The sequence below is a fragment of the Bacillus cereus group sp. BfR-BA-01309 genome (assembly GCF_022664315.1).
GTDB classification, from domain to species: Bacteria; Bacillota; Bacilli; order Bacillales; family Bacillaceae_G; genus Bacillus_A; species Bacillus_A mobilis.
Window position 1 is genome coordinate 1 of sequence record NZ_JAKUHE010000035.1, and the last position, 16,066, is coordinate 16,066.

Here is a 16,066-nt window from a genome sequence, read left to right on the forward strand (position 1 = left end):
GCGCTACTGGGCCTCAGGGTGCTCAAGGTAACACGGGTGCTACGGGTGCCACTGGACCTCAAGGCGTTCAAGGTAACACAGGTGCTACTGGACCTCAAGGTGTTCAAGGTAACACAGGCGCTACTGGGCCTCAGGGTGCTCAAGGTAACACGGGTGCTACGGGTGCCACTGGACCTCAAGGCGTTCAAGGTAACACAGGTGCTACTGGGCCTCAAGGACCAACAGGTGCTACCGGCGCCACTGGTATAGGAGCTACTGGACCTACTGGACCTTCTGGTGGACCTACTGGACCTACCGGGCCTACTGGACCTAGCTTCCCTGTAGCAACAATTGTTGTAACAAACAACATTCAACAAACAGTACTACAATTTAATAACTTTATTTTCAGTACTGCAATTAACGTAAACAATATTATCTTTAATGGCACAGATACAGTTACAGTTATCAACGGTGGTATTTATGTAATTAGCGTATCTATTTCTACAACTGCACCAGGATGTGCTCCTCTTGGAGTAGGCATTTCAATTAATGGAGCAGTCGCAACTGATAACTTCTCTTCAAATTTAATAGGCGACTCACTTTCATTTACTACAATCGAAACGTTAAGAGCTGGCGCAAACATTTCTGTCCAATCTACTCTTAACGAGATTACGATCCCTGCAACAGGAAACACTAACATCCGACTTACTGTATTTAGAATTGCTTAAATTTCACTATTTATTGTTTATGACAAATAAAAAAAGAGCGAGAAACTCGCTCTTTTTTTGTTATGTACAATAATTCATTACTACTCTAATTCAATTGAAACATTTTTTTGTGGTACAAATGTAGAAATTGCATGTTTATAAATAAGCTGTTGCTTACCTTCTGTTTCCAGTAGGACTGTAAAATTATCAAATCCTTTAATTAATCCACGAAGCTGGAAACCATTTAATAAGTACAGCGTAACAAACGTGTTCTCTTTACGGAGTTGATTTAAAAACTGATCTTGAATATTGATTGATTGCTTCATGTCGAATCCTCCTCTTTTTCTCTACTTACTATTATTCGACTTTAGTTGTAACTTTCCTTCTATGTATCGTAAAATTTCTGACGTTTTTTCACCGTCTGTAACATCAAACCATGTGACATCCATCTTATTACGGAACCATGTTAATTGACGCTTTGCATAACGACGTGAATTCGTCTTTAATTGTGATACCGCTTCTTCTAAAGAGACACGATCCTCAAAATAATCATATATCTCTTTATACCCAATCGCTTGAATAGATTGACAATCTCGTATCCCGCTATTATACAATCCTTCTACTTCTTTTAATAAACCTTGGTCCATCATTATATCAACTCGCAAGTTAATGCGATCGTATAGCATTTCTCGATCCATTGTCAAGCCAATCAAGGAAACATCGTATAATAGCTCGTTTTCTTGTTTTTCAAGTTGATCACTCATTTTTTCACCCGTCGTGTGGAAAATTTCTAACGCTCTAATGACACGGCGTACATTATTTTCATGAATACGCTCAGCGCTTTCTGGGTCTACTTCTTGTAACTTTTTATGTACATATTCCACACCACGTTCTAATGCTAACTGTTCCATTTGCGCTCGGTATATAGTATCACCAGCATCATCCGTAAATTGATAATCGAATAAAACAGATTGTATATACAGGCCAGTTCCACCAACGATAATTGGCAATTTACCACGCTCTGTAATCTCTCGAATATGCTTACGAACACGTTCTTGAAATTCAGCAACAGAAAATGATTCTTCCGGATTTTTTATATCAACCATATAATGTGGAATGCCGTCCATCTCTTCTTTCGTCACCTTTGCAGTTCCAATATCCATCGTACGATAAATCTGCATGGAATCTCCACTTATAATTTCACCATTCAACGCTTTAGCAAGATCAATACTTAACTTCGTCTTCCCAACAGCAGTTGGTCCAATGATGACAGCAACTTTTTCACGTTGCACTTCTCCCATATCATTCAACTCTCTTTATGTGATGTACTCCATCTATTGATTATATCCAATCTTACCAATTTTAACGGCATGATTGCAAGTTCTTTCATTCCGGTACATGAAATTATAAAGTGAAACTTTAATCAGCGGGGGTTTTCTTCATCCCCCACTGATTATTAGTTGAACCAATCGGACTTTTATGGGCAGTTGATCCCCCACCTAACTTCTTTGCTTTCGCTGCATTTTGAGGTGGGGGTCTTACTGCCCATTAAAGCGGGATAAATAAAAAAGAACATAGTTTGTCCAATTCCGCATATACATGATAAAAAATACCTTCGAGAGGATGAGTTGACTATGAAACAATCCACCATTAATTTTTCATCTTTAACAAAAGACCTCATCTTAGCTACTGCTACAAAAGAACAAAATTGCTCACAAGAAGAATTATACTTCGCCTTAAATTGTTTGCTACGTTCTTTTCATTCTACTCTCCAAGAAACAACATTACATCCTGAAAATGAAAATACAGAATATATTCAAAATCAATTTTGCAGTGCATATAAAATTATTACAGGTAAAACGATTTATCCTTTTCAATAATCCACAAAAGGCGGTTGCTTATACAATTTCAAGCAACCGCCTTTCATATTCATACATATATACTACTCTATAACTTTCACTTTTACAGATTTGCGCCCCCAGTTATCAGCACTACCATCTGAACCAACTAAAACATCAATACGATTTCCTTTAATCGCGCCACCTGTATCTCCAGCAATTGCTTCTCCATATCCTTCTACCCATACTTTTGATCCAAGTGGAATCACTTTAGGATCAACAGCAATGACTTTCATATTTGGATTTGCTGTTAAATCATGCCCCATTGCAGTTAATACACGACCACCATACGTACCATTCTCACTTGGGTGCGCTGTATACGCTGTCGCTTCTACTGTTATTTCACGTCCACCAGCAGGCGCACTTGTTTCAGCAGATTTCGCAACTGGTTTCGCAGTTGTCTTCTCTTTTGCCACAGGTTTACTTGATTCTACATTCTTAACAGACTCTTTACTCTTAACTGCTTTATTATTTTTAACCGGCGTATTTATTTTTTCCGGTGCTTCTTCTTGCGTGACAACTTCTTTCTTTTCAATCACAGGTACCGTCCCTGTTAAAAATGGCACGTGAACATATCCTGTTTTTCCATTATAGTCAAATTGTAACCATTCATTTTGAACTTGATTTGTCGTTTCAATTACATCATTTTTATTAAGTTTACCAAGAATTTCAGAGTCCGTACTCGCTCCAGCACGAACATTTAACACGCCCGCTGTTACATAATATGTACTTTTTGTAAACTCAGCACTCACAAACGCTTCTTGACCATTTAATTTAATTTTTGTCCATCCATTTTCTGTATTTACCACATCTAATGTATTTCCACTCAACATTTTACCTACAAGCTTTGATTCTACATTTGGGTTTTCTCTAACATTTAATACGTCTGTTGTTACAATCGTTTCTGCTTTCGCAGAACCCGCAAAAATCCCAAGACCAAAAACTGCTGCTGTTGCTATACCTAATAATTTTTTCATGAATAGCCTCCATTTGCTTTGTTTTCGTATTTTCATTATAGCAACAGATTTTTGAGATTTTTAGAAATCACACAATTACAAACCATTCGTAATATGCGATTAATGAGTTGTAACATAAATTTCCATATTAATGAATTCTCTTTCCAATAGAATTCCCAATAGTTTTCATATATTTTCCACGTACAAGCACCAGAATTTTTTTCCAGAAAAAATTACAGTATTACTTTTTTGTTACAAAAAATTCATATTTCATTACATCTTTTACCAAAATCCATCATTCTCCAATTATTAACCTTCTTTTTTGTAATAAAAAGGAGCAGCTAATAAAAGCTCCTCCTTTTTCATGTGTTATTTAACTTTCTTTTTCCAAATCCCCATCATAAGAGCTGAAACAACTGTCCCTATCAATATCGAGAAAATATATAACACCGGTTTATTTACTAATGCGATAACAAACAATCCACCATGTGGCGCTGGTAATGTAATTTGGAATAGCATAGATAATGCACCCGCAATACTTGAACCAACAACACAACTTACTATTACTCGAACCGGATCTGCAGCTGCAAATGGAATCGCACCTTCTGTAATAAACGACGCCCCCATAATATAATTTGTTAAACCAGATTTACGTTCTGCTTCAGTGAACTTTGATTTAAAGACGGTAGTTGCGAATGCAATCGCTAACGGCGGTACCATACCACCAGCCATAACTGCTGAGTGAACACCAAAGTTCCCTGCTGAGATTGCAGCGATACCAAATGTAAATGCTGCTTTATTAATTGGTCCCCCCATATCAATTGCCATCATACCACCTAAAATTAAACCTAATAGTATAGCATTTGTACCACCTAAACTATTTAACCAACTCGTTAACATTTCATTTAACGCAACTACAGGTGGATTAACCACTTTTAACATGATAACACCTGTAATTAATAACCCTAATACCGGATAAATCAAGACTGGTTTAATACCTTCTAACTGCGATGGTAAACTAGAAAATAACTTTTTCAAACCAACAACAACATATCCAGCTAAGAAACCAGCAATTAATCCACCTAAAAAGCCAGCATTTGCTTGTGCTGCTAAAAATCCACCTACAACACCAGGCATAAAACCAGGTCGATCAGCAATAGAACTTGCAATAAATCCAGCTAAAATTGGTACAAGGAATAAAAAGGCTCCTTTTTCTCCACCACCAATAGTCATTAACATTTCAGCAATAGGACCTTCCGCCTTAATTCCACCAAACATAAATGCTAATGCGATTAAAATTCCGCCACCAACAACGAATGGAAGCATATTACTTACACCGCTCATTAAGTGCTTATAAATGCCTAACCCTTTTTCTTTCTCTGCGCTCTCTGTCTTCCCATCTTCCTTTATCCCTTTAAAAATTGACGCATCTTGTTTTACAGCTCGGTTAAGAAGCACTTCCGTTTTTCTAATCCCATCAGCGACTGGCACCTGGATGACATGTTTCCCAGCAAAGCGGTTCATTTCTACTTGTTTATCTGCTGCAACAATTATTGCCGTTGCGCGTTCAATGTCCTCTTTCGTTAAACTGTTTTTTATACCTGTTGATCCATTCGTTTCAACTTTAATTGCTATACCTAGCTCTGCTGCTTTTGCTTTCAAGCTATCCGCTGCCATATACGTGTGAGCGATTCCAGTTGGGCAAGCCGTAACCGCTAATACGTATGGTTCATTTCCTTCTGGTTTTGCAACTTCAACCTCTTCTTCTTTTTCATTCTCTTTTTCATCAAATAAACGAAGAAGTTCCTCTTCATCCTTTGCTTCTAATAATTGCTTACGAAATCCTTCATCCATTAATAATGTAGATAAGCGGGATAACGTTTCTAAATGAGTATTATTCGCCCCTTCACTCGCAGCAATCATAAAGAATAAATGCGCTGGCTGTCCATCAAGCGATTCATAGTTGATACCGCTTACACTTCTACCAAAACAAATCGCTGGTTGCTTAACAGCTTTTGTTTTCGCATGAGGGATTGCAATCCCTTCCCCTATTCCAGTCGTACTTTGTGACTCTCTCTTTAAAATAGCTTCTTTAAATTCCGCTTTACTATTTAAACGATTTGCACCGTCTAATTTCTCAACTAATTCATCTATGACAGCTTCTTTATTTGAAGCTGTCAAATTCATAATAACTGTATCCCTTTTTAATAGTTCTGTAATTTTCATATGTTGCTTCCCCCTATCGCTTAGTTACAATTACTTGCGACAATAATTCTTCTACTTTTTCTTTTTCACATAAATCAGCTGAAAATGCTGTTGCACTCCCTGTTGCAACGCCATATTGAAATGCCTTTTCAATATCTTTCGTCTGTTCATATTTCCCTACAAATCCTGCAACGAGAGAATCTCCAGCCCCAACCGAATTAATTACAACACCTTTTGGAACAGTTGCTTCATATATACCTTCTGCCGTAAATAGTAAAGCTCCCTCTCCAGCCATTGATACAATCACATGCTCTACACCTTGTTCAATTAATTTTCTTCCATACGGTAAAATATCTTCTACTGTGGAAATCTCTACACCGAATAACTCACCAAGTTCATGATGATTAGGCTTTATTAAAAATGGTTTATTTTTAATTACATGCTGCAGTGCACTACCACTTGCATCTACTACTACACGAATACCTTTTTCAGCTCCGAGCGCTGCGATTGATTCATAAAAAGTAGTTGAAATAGACGCTGGTACACTTCCAGCCAGCACAACACAATCTCCCTGCTTCATACTTTCAATCTGTTTCATTAATTGTTCAAATTGCTCTTTTGTTACATTAGGACCTTGCCCATTTAATTCCGTTTCTTCTTGTCCTTTTATTTTCACATTAATTCGGGAATCTCCGTCTACTTGGACGAAGTTTGTTGTTACACCTTCCGCCTGTAATACATCTTTAATAAATTGACCGGTAAATCCGCCAGTAAATCCAAGTGCTACATTTTCAACACCTAAACGATGAAGAACGCGAGAAACGTTAATCCCTTTTCCTCCAGGAAATTTCATATCTTTCTCTGCTCGATTTACTGCGCCTAAATCGAAGGAATTAACTTGTACTACATAATCAATAGATGGATTTAAAGTAACTGTATAGATCATTGTTTATCAGCCTCAATTACATTGGTTTGTCTTTTATATTTTTCTAAATCAATTTCTAAATGGTTTGTAATAATATTTGCCTCTTCAACATTGGCAATTTTCGCAAACGCAACTTCTGAAAACTTACTTTCATCAATTAAGAAATATCCTTCGTTCGCTAATGTTAATGCCATTTGTTTTAAAAGCGCCTCTTCTGGATCGGGTGTTGTAAAACCAAGTTGTTCATGCACACCATTCGCACCTAAAAAACATTTATCAAAACGATACTTTTGCATACTTTCCTGTGCCATAGCACCAATTAAAGCCTTCGTCCTACTTTTCATCATTCCGCCTAGTAAATATGCACGAATATTATTTTCAACTAAAGCTTCAATATGCATAAGTCCATTTGTAACGACAGTAACGTCTTTATTTATTAAAAATGGAATCATTTCAAATGTCGTACTTCCTGCATCTAAATAAATACAATCACCTTGTTCAACAATACTAGCCGCATGCTTCGCAATTTGTTGTTTCATTTGAATGTTTTTGGATGATTTTTCAACCATCGTCGGCTCCTGTCCTTTTCCTGTTAAAACAGCCGCACCACCGTGAACTCTTTTTAATAACCTTTGTTTTTCCAATTGCGCTAAATCACGACGAATTGTTGATTCAGAGCTTTCTGTTCTTTCCACTAATTGTTGTAATTTAACAACCTTCAGCTCTTTTACAAGTTGCAATATCATTTGATGACGTTCAGGAGTTAACATTTCATTCACCTCTTCTTTGATTACAGTATAATGAAAACGATCACAAAAATCAACCATAAGCATTCATAAATAACCAAAATCAATCACAAACGGTTATAAACCACAAAAAAGAAACCCATTTGATATAACAATCAAATGAGTTTCTTTGCTCGATTCACTTATAAAGAAGCTTTATATATGCTTAAAACATCGTCTTTATTTAATTTTTTAAAGTTACCAAATTCGCCATAAGCCATCGCTTTATCCGCCATTAAATCAATTTCATTTTCCCCAATAGCGTAATCAGCTAATGTTACCGGCGCCTCAATTGAAGTCCAAAATTGACGTAACGCCTCAATTCCTTCTAACGCAATTTCTAGATCAGTTTTCCCATCTGTTTCTACATCAAATACACGAATAGCGAACTGTTTAAAACGACTTACATTTTCATCTACGACATGCTTCATCCAGTTCGGGAATAAAATCGCAAGGCCACCCCCGTGTGGTATATCATGAACCGCAGAAACTGCGTGCTCAATATTGTGAGTTGCCCAGTCTCCTTTTACTCCCATCGCTAAAATGCCGTTTAATGCCATAGTACCACAATATAAAATGGTTTCTCTATGCTCATAATTTTCTAAATCACTTAAAAGCTTAGGAGCGGTTTCAATTACTGTTTTTAATACAGATTCACAATAACGATCTTGTAGTTCTGTATTTGTTCCGTGGTGGAAATATTGCTCTAATACGTGTGACATAATATCTACCATACCGTAAATTGTTTGATCCCTCGGTACAGACGCAGTATGAACTGGATCCAAAATCGAAAACTGCGGGAAAGTAACTGGGCTACCCCAGCCATATTTTTCATTCGTTTCCCAGTTTGTAATGACAGAACCCGCATTCATTTCAGATCCTGTTGCTGCAAGAGTAAGCACCGTACCAAATGGTAACGCCTCACTAGTAAATACTTTTTTCGTTACAATATCCCATACATCTCCATCATATTTGCTACCAGCAGCAATTGCTTTCGTACAGTCGATTACACTGCCTCCGCCAACTGCTAATATGAATTCGACGCCATTATCTTTACAAATTTGAATCCCTTTCTTTACAGTTGATACACGTGGATTCGGTTCAACGCCTGTCAATTCAAATACTTCTGCATTTATATCTTTTAAAATAGAAAGTACATTATTATAAATACCGTTTCTTTTAATACTGCCTCCCCCGTATACGAGAAGAACTTTTTTACCGAACTGTGGAATTTCAGTTTTTAACTGTTCTAATTGACCTTTACCAAAAATAAGTTTCGTCGGATTACGAAATACAAAATTTTGCATATCCCTTTACCATCCCTTCTATATGAAAAGCAACTATACTTTTGTATACCATATTTTTTTCATTTCACAAAAATATTTGCCTAACAAAAAAATCCCAGCCTACAGGCTGAGATTTTTTATTGGTAATAAGGTGAGATCATTAAGTAAACAATAACACCAGATAAACTTACATATAACCAAATCGGCATCGTCCAACGTACAATTTTACGATGACGTGTTAATTGATTTGTAAAACCAAATACAAGTGCAAACAATGCAAGTGGTACAATAATTGCTGCCAGGATAATATGTGTAATTAAAATAATGAAGTACACATATTTAATGAATCCTTCCCCACCAAAATGTGTTGCCGGCGCCAAGTAATGATACGATAAATAAGAAACACAAAATAGCAACGTCGTTGTAAATGCTGCCAGGATGAAACCGCGGTGCATTTTCACATTCTTCTTAATAATCGAGTATAAAGCTGCTAATAAGAATACGAATGTAAAGCTATTAAAAATTGCATTTAACATTGGTAAAATTGTTACATCAAAATGTACTTCTCCTTCATAGCCAACAGGTCCAAAGAACAAAAATAAAATAATCGCATTTACAATTACAGAAAGCGTTATCACAATAGGAGCATAGCTTTTCTGATTAGTTGATTGATCCACCAAAATGGTCACTCCTCTTCCTTCAAATATGTATACGTAACCTCACTATTTTAACATATTATTCACAGTGTAAATGTGACAATAGTTTGACACAGTAAGACAGAGCAAAGAAAAAAATCCTTCTTAATAAAACTTCTTAAGAAGGATTTTATCGCTTTATTATTTAAATAGCAATGTAATTAGTTTTTGTTGAAAAACGTATTGCTATATGCTTGAAAAATTTCAGACACTTGATATCCCATTAAAGAAATTGCTGTTAATGAAAAGAAACCAATCATAAGAAATCGAAACCACATATAAATCTCCTCCTTGTATTTAGCTTAAAAAGCAGTCGCTATTTTACAAGTTGAATGGCACTCTTCATCGTCACTTTCCTTTTTCTTTACAATTGCTGTTATAAATCGAATCATAAAGAATATAACAAAAGGAATTTGTTCGTAATTTACCTTGGCATAGTTTGGCAACGGCTCGCGCTGCACATCGAACGGGGATGAGAAGGAATAGAACATACCTTGCTCTTCCATATATACAATTACGATTTTCATACAAAACATTATTCCTAGAAACGAAACAATATCTTGCCATTCTGTCGTATATAACAGATTATATAGCTCTAATACGTACTCTTCCATTGTCATCCCCCCCCTTCCTTTTTTACCATTTTGCTCGCCTTCGTATAAAAAGTCAAGAAAAAAGTTTATATTCACTATGACAATAGTAATTACTTGTTTCTATGATTATATATGATTCTTTTATAGCAATGATTGGGTGTAACTCTCTTCTAAAACAAGAAATTAGAATCGAACAGATTCCTCATTTTTACTTTTAGGATTCAACACTGTACTATTTTTATTTCTATTGAAAATAAAATAAGAAATTATGATAAGAACAGTAACAAGCATCGTTAATAGTGCCTGTGAACGTAAAGATTCAATTACGAGCATTGCAACTAAAACTGCTATAATCGCAGCAATTGTAACATATGTTACATATGGAAAAAGCCACATTTTCACTTTCAAATTTTGTTGTTCCGCTTTCCCCATTTTTTTACGTATCTTGAAATGTGAAACTGCTATAACGAGATAAACGAGTAACGCAATCCCACCAGATGCATTCACTAAAAATAAAAATACTTTATCTGGAGATATGTAACTAAAAACAACTCCAACGTAAGCAAAGAAAGTTCCAAATAAAACCGCCCGAACTGGAACACCACTACTATTCAATTTCAAAAATGCCTTTGGCGCATCTCCTCTTTCTGCCATTGAAAAAAGCATTCTTGAGTTCGTATATAAACCCGAATTTAAACAAGAAAGTACAGCTGTTAAAACGATAAAATTCATAATTTGTGCTGCCGCTGGTATACCTATATGTTCCAGTACCGCCACAAACGGGCTTTTTAATATGTTCGCCGAGTTCCACGGAAGGAGTGTAACAACTACAGCGATCGAACCAATGAAAAATACGAGAATACGCCAAATTACACTATTTGTTGCTGTTTTTACGGCTTTTACAGGTTCGGCAGACTCTCCAGCGGCCACTGCAACAATCTCAGATCCCATAAATGAAAATATAACGACGGTGATTCCAAGTAACACCGAACTTATACCATTTGGCATAAATCCTCCTTGACCTACTAAATTCGAAGTGCCAGGTGCTTCTGTTCCTGGTACAAATCCTAAAATAACAGCTAGTCCAAGACAAAGGAACAAAACAATACTTATTACTTTAATAAATGAAAACCAATATTCAAATTCTCCAAATGATTTCACCGAGAAAACATTCGTCAATGTTAATAAAATCGTTAATATTAAGCTTAATAACCAGAGCGGGATTTCTGGAATCCAGTATTGAATAATACCAGCACCTGCTGTAGCTTCTATTGCAATAACAATTACCCAGAAAAACCAATATAGCCACCCAATTGTATAACCTGCCCATGGACCAATTGCCTCTCTAGCATATGTTGCAAATGAACCACTTGTCGGATTAATAGCTGCCATTTCTCCTAGCATTCTCATAACGAAAATAACTAGAAGTCCTGCTAATGCATATGAAACGATAGAACCTGGACCCGCTGAATGCACAACCGCACCACTTCCAACAAACAAACCAGCTCCTATTACGCCGCCAATGGAAATCATTGTAATGTGGCGTATTTTGAGGTCTTTCTTAAGATTTTTATCCAACTCTTTTACATCCCCTTCCAAACTTAATTTTGAAATTTATGTAAGAGTATTATGCGAAAAATCTTGTCCTATACTTTAAAATATATCAAAATATTCTGAATTTAACAATCGTAATTCGACCTCCTTCAGAAATTATTTCATTAGGTTTAATAATTTCCCATACACAATTGTTGAGAAAATTATAGTCACCTTACAAAAGGGTGAATTTTCAGATAATATTAAATAAACAAGATTATACATCTAGACAACTTTTTGTATAGGAGTGTTGATATGTTAAACAAGTTCAAATTCATTTGTTGTACTTTAGTAATTTTCTTACTGCTACCGCTAGCTCCCTTTCAAGCACAAGCAGCAAACAATTTAGGATCAAAATTACTCGTTGGATACTGGCATAACTTCGATAATGGTACTGGCATTATTAAATTAAGAGACGTTTCACCAAAATGGGATGTAATCAATGTATCTTTCGGTGAAACTGGTGGTGATCGTTCCACTGTTGAATTTTCTCCTGTGTATGGTACGGATACAGAATTCAAATCAGATATTGCTTATTTAAAAAGTAAAGGAAAGAAAGTAGTTCTTTCAATAGGTGGACAAAATGGGGTCGTTTTACTTCCTGATAATGCCGCTAAGCAACGCTTTATTAATTCCATACAATCTCTAATTGATAAATACGGTTTTGATGGAATAGATATTGACCTTGAATCAGGAATTTACTTAAACGGAAATGACACTAATTTCAAAAACCCAACGACTCCTCAAATCGTAAATCTTATTTCAGCTATTCGGACAGTCTCAGATCATTATGGTACAAATTTTCTATTAAGCATGGCTCCTGAAACAGCTTATGTTCAAGGCGGTTATAGCGCATATGGAAGCATCTGGGGTGCATATTTACCGATTATTTACGGAGTGAAAGACAAACTAACATACATTCACGTTCAACACTACAACGCTGGTAGTGGGATTGGAATGGATGGTAATAACTACAATCAAGGTACTGCAGACTACGAAGTCGCTATGGCAGATATGCTCTTACATGGTTTTCCTGTAGGTGGTAATGCAAATAACATTTTCCCAGCTCTTCGTTCGGATCAAGTCATGATTGGACTTCCTGCAGCACCAGCTGCCGCTCCAAGTGGCGGATATATTTCTCCAACTGAAATGAAAAAAGCTTTAGATTATATCATTAAAGGAATTCCTTTCGGAGGAAAGTATAAACTTTCAAATCAGAGTGGCTATCCTGCATTCCGCGGCCTAATGTCCTGGTCTATTAATTGGGATGCAAAAAACAACTTTGAATTCTCTAATAACTATAGAACATATTTTGATGCGATTCCCTTGCAAAAATAACAAAAAAACCAACAATAGGTTTTATATGATCTATTGTTGGTTTTTTATTTATGTAAATTACTTTTTCACTTCTACATGATGAAAAGATTCTTTTCCATTTTAACACTTTAAATAAAACTCACATAATATTTCATGTTTAACTAATAAAAAAAGAGAACTTTCTCTGAAAGTCCTACTACTCTAGAATAGTCAGTTGCTATTTTTCTTTAACACAAATACTGAAAGTTCAGGTACACTCCAAAATCTAACAGGCATTCGGGTTGTCCCAATACCACGATTTACATATAAATGTAACGGCTTATTCTTTCCTTCTAATTCATACATACCTTCCACATAGCTCTCAGCTAATTTTGTAGTAATTAATGGACCTATAAAAGGAATTTGAACTTGTCCTCCGTGACTATGGCCTGACATTTGAAAATCAACTGGGTAACGAGCTACTTTGTCTACAACATCCGGCTCATGTACTAAGAGCATATTGAAATCTTGTTGTCTCACATGTTTTAAAGTCGAATCTATTTGCGGCTTTCCTAATAAGAAATCATCCAAACCTGATATTGTAATATATTTTCCGTTTTCTACTTTAATTTTTTGCATTTCATTTACTAACACAGAGAAACCAGCTTCCTCCATATACTTTTTATAAAATAAACTACCTCCCCCGCCTCTATCATGATTCCCAAACACTGCATATTTCCCTAAGGGTGCATGTATTTTTTGTAATATACCTTTTGCTTCTTCTCTTTCCTCCTTATACGATCCAAACTTATCTATTAAATCCCCTGTAAAAACTACTATATCTGGATGTAACGCATTCATCTTCTCCACCAAATTTTCTAGTTGTTTCAGTGTAAATTCTGGCCCTAAATGTACATCTGAGAATTGCAATATCTTTTTATTATTAAACTCTTTAGGAATTGTAGATGCTTCTATTTCATTCCACGTAACTGTTACTAGTTTTCGTTCTATTTCTGTCGCATAGAAATACAAACTTACTGAAATCATTACTATACTTATAAAACTGATTATAAATATTTTTATGATTGATTTTTTTTGTTCTTTTTTTACATGATGCGGATTCATGTTCTCACCTCTAGAAGTACTTTACAGCCTTATTGTTACATTAATGTGACAACATGAACAATGTTAGTTATATCCAATTCTACCCCATTCACTTTGACAAACTTATACAGAAGTCATAACATATTTTTATAATACATAGATTCTTAAAAATGTTCCTTCTATTCATTCTAACATTTTATTGAGGAGAGATTATTCATGTCTGTATTTACACCAGAGGAAATTCCGGAACTTGCTGCGAATTCCGGAAGAAAAAAAGCTCATTTATCATTACTCCCTATGCTAATTCTCGGTTTTTTTGGCGGTGCTTTCATAGCATTAGGGTATTTACTCGATATTCATGTTATTGGAACAATGCCAAAGTCTTGGGGATCATTTACTAGTTTTCTAGGCGCTGCTGTATTCCCTATCGGTCTTATACTCGTTATTCTTGCAGGCGGTGAACTAGTAACTGGTAACATGATGACAGTTTCTATGGCTTGGCTTCAAAAGAAAATTACTTTATTTCATTTCATACGAAATTTAATTATTGTTACGTTTAGCAACTTCATAGGTGCTGTATTCGTAGCTTATTTTTTCGGTCATATCGTTGGATTAACAGAGGGCGCTTTTTTAGCGAAAACAGTTTCTATTGCGCAAGCTAAACTACAAGATACACCACTACAAGCCTTCATTTCTGCAATTGGATGTAATTGGCTCGTTTGTTTAGCCGTTTGGCTCAGTATAGGAAGTAAAGAATTTATCGGAAAGATTATCGGCATCTGGTTCCCAGTTATGACTTTTGTTGCGATTGGATTTCAACACGTTGTAGCCAATATGTTTGTTATCCCAGCTGCAATTTTTGCTGGACAGTTAACTTGGATTGAATATTTTCCAAACTTCATTTTTGTTTTCTTTGGAAACTTAGTAGGAGGTATGTTATTTGTGGCATTACCTTATTTCATATCTTATAATAAGAAATTACCTTCCAATAAAGAGCAAACCGAATTAAAGAAAAAATCTGTATCTGCTTAAATGAACTGTCTATACAGTAGCTCTAAAAAATATTACAAATTTCATTTTTTTTACGAATATATGTGCGTACACTTGTTCTCGAATGTTTTATACGTTATAATAACAACTTAAATAGCATTATTTACATATGAGGTGAAAAACATGAACAAAACAGAATTAATCAAAAACGTAGCACAAAATGCTGAGATTTCTCAAAAAGAAGCTACTGTAGTTTTACAAACTGTAGTAGAATCAATCACTAACACTTTAGCTGCTGGTGAAAAAGTACAACTTATCGGATTCGGTACATTCGAAGTTCGCGAAAGAGCTGCTCGTACAGGCCGTAACCCACAAACTGGTGAAGAAATGCAAATCGCAGCTTCTAAAGTACCTGCTTTCAAAGCTGGTAAAGAACTTAAAGAAGCTGTAAAATAATGAAGAAATAGCCTTCTCGTTTATGAGAGGGCTATTTTTTTCATTACATAATTAGTAAAAATCTGACCATTATGCTGTTTCTTTTGTTCCTTTATGCAAATAAAACCGTTACTTCCAAAGAAAGGTTTTGCTGTAATACTCGCTTCTGTATATATCTCCTTATGTCCCAAGTTCACTGCTTCTTTTTCTAACTCCTGTAGTATGTATGACGCTATCCTTTTCCCTTGATAATCTTTATGCGTAAATAGACGATCTACGTAATGCTCATCATTATAATCCCCAAATCCCACTATTACACCGGTATGATCCGCTACATAACTAATATTCTTCTCTAAAGACTGTAACCAGCTTTCTCTATCTAGTCGCTCTGGTGCCCATGCCTGTAGCTGTAATACGTTATAATCTTTTGCATTAATTGTATGAACTGTTTCATAGAACAACTGCAAAACTTGTTCTAAATCCTCTTTATGGAATGTTCTAATGATCGTGTCTTTTAACATATATGAACCTGGTTTAAAATTCTTATAAAAATCTATAAATTGTTGGCGAACCAAGTCAAATGCCAACTACCGAAAAGGAATCTCACCTTTTTCCTGTC

17 protein-coding genes are annotated in these 16,066 nt (G+C 35.6%); 5 read left to right on the plus strand and 12 right to left on the minus strand.

All coding sequences use genetic code 11. The features are described 5' to 3' along the window. On the plus strand, positions 1 to 707 hold a 707-nt coding region (locus MR115_RS28860), incomplete at its 5' end, for a Gly-Xaa-Xaa repeat protein (protein ID WP_242243707.1). 80 nt (positions 708 to 787) lie between these two features. On the opposite strand, the gene hfq is transcribed toward MR115_RS28860, so the two are convergent. Together hfq and miaA are read right to left on the minus strand one after the other, a co-directional pair. After that, on the minus strand, positions 788 to 1,012 hold the full coding sequence (hfq, locus tag MR115_RS28865) for an RNA chaperone Hfq (protein WP_000813896.1): 225 nt from the start codon (positions 1,010 to 1,012) through the stop codon (positions 788 to 790). A gap of 21 nt (positions 1,013 to 1,033) precedes the next feature. Continuing rightward, entirely contained in the window at positions 1,034 to 1,987 is a 954-nt protein-coding gene (miaA, locus tag MR115_RS28870; protein ID WP_048545843.1) for a tRNA (adenosine(37)-N6)-dimethylallyltransferase MiaA, read from the minus strand. Between the two features lie 333 nt (positions 1,988 to 2,320). Between miaA and MR115_RS28875 the strand changes: the two genes are divergently transcribed. Further along, on the plus strand, positions 2,321 to 2,566 hold the full coding sequence (locus tag MR115_RS28875; protein WP_048545845.1) for a hypothetical protein: 246 nt from the start codon (positions 2,321 to 2,323) through the stop codon (positions 2,564 to 2,566). Between the two features lie 62 nt (positions 2,567 to 2,628). On the opposite strand, the gene entD is transcribed toward MR115_RS28875, so the two are convergent. From entD to gabP, 8 genes are all read right to left on the minus strand, one after another. After that, positions 2,629 to 3,561, minus strand: a complete 933-nt coding sequence (gene entD, locus MR115_RS28880) for a cell wall-binding protein EntD (RefSeq protein WP_242243709.1) — start codon at positions 3,559 to 3,561, stop codon at positions 2,629 to 2,631. Positions 3,562 to 3,909: 348 nt separating this feature from the next. Beyond that, positions 3,910 to 5,766 (minus strand): PTS fructose transporter subunit IIABC, encoded by a 1,857-nt coding sequence (locus MR115_RS28885; RefSeq protein ID WP_242243711.1) that lies wholly within the window; start codon positions 5,764 to 5,766, stop codon positions 3,910 to 3,912. 13 nt (positions 5,767 to 5,779) lie between these two features. Beyond that, positions 5,780 to 6,691, minus strand: a complete 912-nt coding sequence (gene pfkB, locus MR115_RS28890) for a 1-phosphofructokinase (protein ID WP_242243713.1) — start codon at positions 6,689 to 6,691, stop codon at positions 5,780 to 5,782. Beyond that, positions 6,688 to 7,440 carry a DeoR/GlpR family DNA-binding transcription regulator gene (locus MR115_RS28895; protein WP_048545851.1) on the minus strand — a complete coding sequence of 251 codons (753 nt, stop codon included), beginning with the start codon at positions 7,438 to 7,440 and terminating at the stop codon, positions 6,688 to 6,690. Before MR115_RS28895 ends, pfkB begins: the two co-directional genes overlap by 4 nt. A 158-nt stretch (positions 7,441 to 7,598) precedes the next feature. Beyond that, entirely contained in the window at positions 7,599 to 8,762 is a 1,164-nt protein-coding gene (locus MR115_RS28900; RefSeq protein ID WP_242243714.1) for an iron-containing alcohol dehydrogenase, read from the minus strand. A gap of 116 nt (positions 8,763 to 8,878) precedes the next feature. After that, the gene (locus MR115_RS28905; protein ID WP_000228316.1) at positions 8,879 to 9,421 is read right to left on the minus strand and encodes a DUF420 domain-containing protein; all 543 of its coding nucleotides are present in this window, start codon (positions 9,419 to 9,421) and stop codon (positions 8,879 to 8,881) included. Between the two features lie 317 nt (positions 9,422 to 9,738). Then, positions 9,739 to 10,050 carry a hypothetical protein gene (locus MR115_RS28910; RefSeq protein WP_242243715.1) on the minus strand — a complete coding sequence of 104 codons (312 nt, stop codon included), beginning with the start codon at positions 10,048 to 10,050 and terminating at the stop codon, positions 9,739 to 9,741. Between the two features lie 162 nt (positions 10,051 to 10,212). Then, positions 10,213 to 11,607 carry a GABA permease gene (gene gabP / locus MR115_RS28915; RefSeq protein ID WP_242243716.1) on the minus strand — a complete coding sequence of 465 codons (1,395 nt, stop codon included), beginning with the start codon at positions 11,605 to 11,607 and terminating at the stop codon, positions 10,213 to 10,215. Positions 11,608 to 11,877: 270 nt separating this feature from the next. Here gabP and MR115_RS28920 point away from each other — a divergent pair, with 270 nt between their 5' ends. After that, positions 11,878 to 12,960, plus strand: a complete 1,083-nt coding sequence (locus MR115_RS28920; protein WP_242243717.1) for a chitinase — start codon at positions 11,878 to 11,880, stop codon at positions 12,958 to 12,960. Between the two features lie 189 nt (positions 12,961 to 13,149). Here MR115_RS28920 and MR115_RS28925 read toward each other — a convergent pair whose 3' ends face one another. After that, a complete protein-coding gene (locus MR115_RS28925) occupies positions 13,150 to 14,043 on the minus strand; it encodes a metallophosphoesterase (RefSeq protein ID WP_242243718.1) in 894 nt (297 codons plus the stop codon). A gap of 195 nt (positions 14,044 to 14,238) precedes the next feature. Between MR115_RS28925 and MR115_RS28930 the strand changes: the two genes are divergently transcribed. Together MR115_RS28930 and MR115_RS28935 are read left to right on the plus strand one after the other, a co-directional pair. Beyond that, positions 14,239 to 15,054 carry a formate/nitrite transporter family protein gene (locus MR115_RS28930; protein ID WP_242243719.1) on the plus strand — a complete coding sequence of 272 codons (816 nt, stop codon included), beginning with the start codon at positions 14,239 to 14,241 and terminating at the stop codon, positions 15,052 to 15,054. A gap of 141 nt (positions 15,055 to 15,195) precedes the next feature. After that, complete coding sequence (locus MR115_RS28935; protein ID WP_001043902.1) at positions 15,196 to 15,468, plus strand: HU family DNA-binding protein; 273 nt, start codon at positions 15,196 to 15,198, stop codon at positions 15,466 to 15,468. 20 nt (positions 15,469 to 15,488) lie between these two features. Here MR115_RS28935 and MR115_RS28940 read toward each other — a convergent pair whose 3' ends face one another. Beyond that, positions 15,489 to 15,968, minus strand: a complete 480-nt coding sequence (locus MR115_RS28940; RefSeq protein WP_242243720.1) for a GNAT family N-acetyltransferase — start codon at positions 15,966 to 15,968, stop codon at positions 15,489 to 15,491. Positions 15,969 to 16,066 lie beyond the last annotated feature (98 nt).

Coding starts and splice junctions, on each gene's coding strand:
- hfq (WP_000813896.1), bottom strand. CDS start 1,012: ATGAAGCAATCAATCAATATTCAAGATCAGTTTTTAAATCAACTCCGT.
- miaA (WP_048545843.1), bottom strand. CDS start 1,987: ATGGGAGAAGTGCAACGTGAAAAAGTTGCTGTCATCATTGGACCAACT.
- MR115_RS28875 (WP_048545845.1), top strand. CDS start 2,321: ATGAAACAATCCACCATTAATTTTTCATCTTTAACAAAAGACCTCATC.
- entD (WP_242243709.1), bottom strand. CDS start 3,561: ATGAAAAAATTATTAGGTATAGCAACAGCAGCAGTTTTTGGTCTTGGG.
- MR115_RS28885 (WP_242243711.1), bottom strand. CDS start 5,766: ATGAAAATTACAGAACTATTAAAAAGGGATACAGTTATTATGAATTTG.
- pfkB (WP_242243713.1), bottom strand. CDS start 6,691: ATGATCTATACAGTTACTTTAAATCCATCTATTGATTATGTAGTACAA.
- MR115_RS28895 (WP_048545851.1), bottom strand. CDS start 7,440: ATGTTAACTCCTGAACGTCATCAAATGATATTGCAACTTGTAAAAGAG.
- MR115_RS28900 (WP_242243714.1), bottom strand. CDS start 8,762: ATGCAAAATTTTGTATTTCGTAATCCGACGAAACTTATTTTTGGTAAA.
- MR115_RS28910 (WP_242243715.1), bottom strand. CDS start 10,050: ATGGAAGAGTACGTATTAGAGCTATATAATCTGTTATATACGACAGAA.
- MR115_RS28920 (WP_242243717.1), top strand. CDS start 11,878: ATGTTAAACAAGTTCAAATTCATTTGTTGTACTTTAGTAATTTTCTTA.
- MR115_RS28925 (WP_242243718.1), bottom strand. CDS start 14,043: ATGAATCCGCATCATGTAAAAAAAGAACAAAAAAAATCAATCATAAAA.
- MR115_RS28930 (WP_242243719.1), top strand. CDS start 14,239: ATGTCTGTATTTACACCAGAGGAAATTCCGGAACTTGCTGCGAATTCC.
- MR115_RS28935 (WP_001043902.1), top strand. CDS start 15,196: ATGAACAAAACAGAATTAATCAAAAACGTAGCACAAAATGCTGAGATT.
- MR115_RS28940 (WP_242243720.1), bottom strand. CDS start 15,968: ATGTTAAAAGACACGATCATTAGAACATTCCATAAAGAGGATTTAGAA.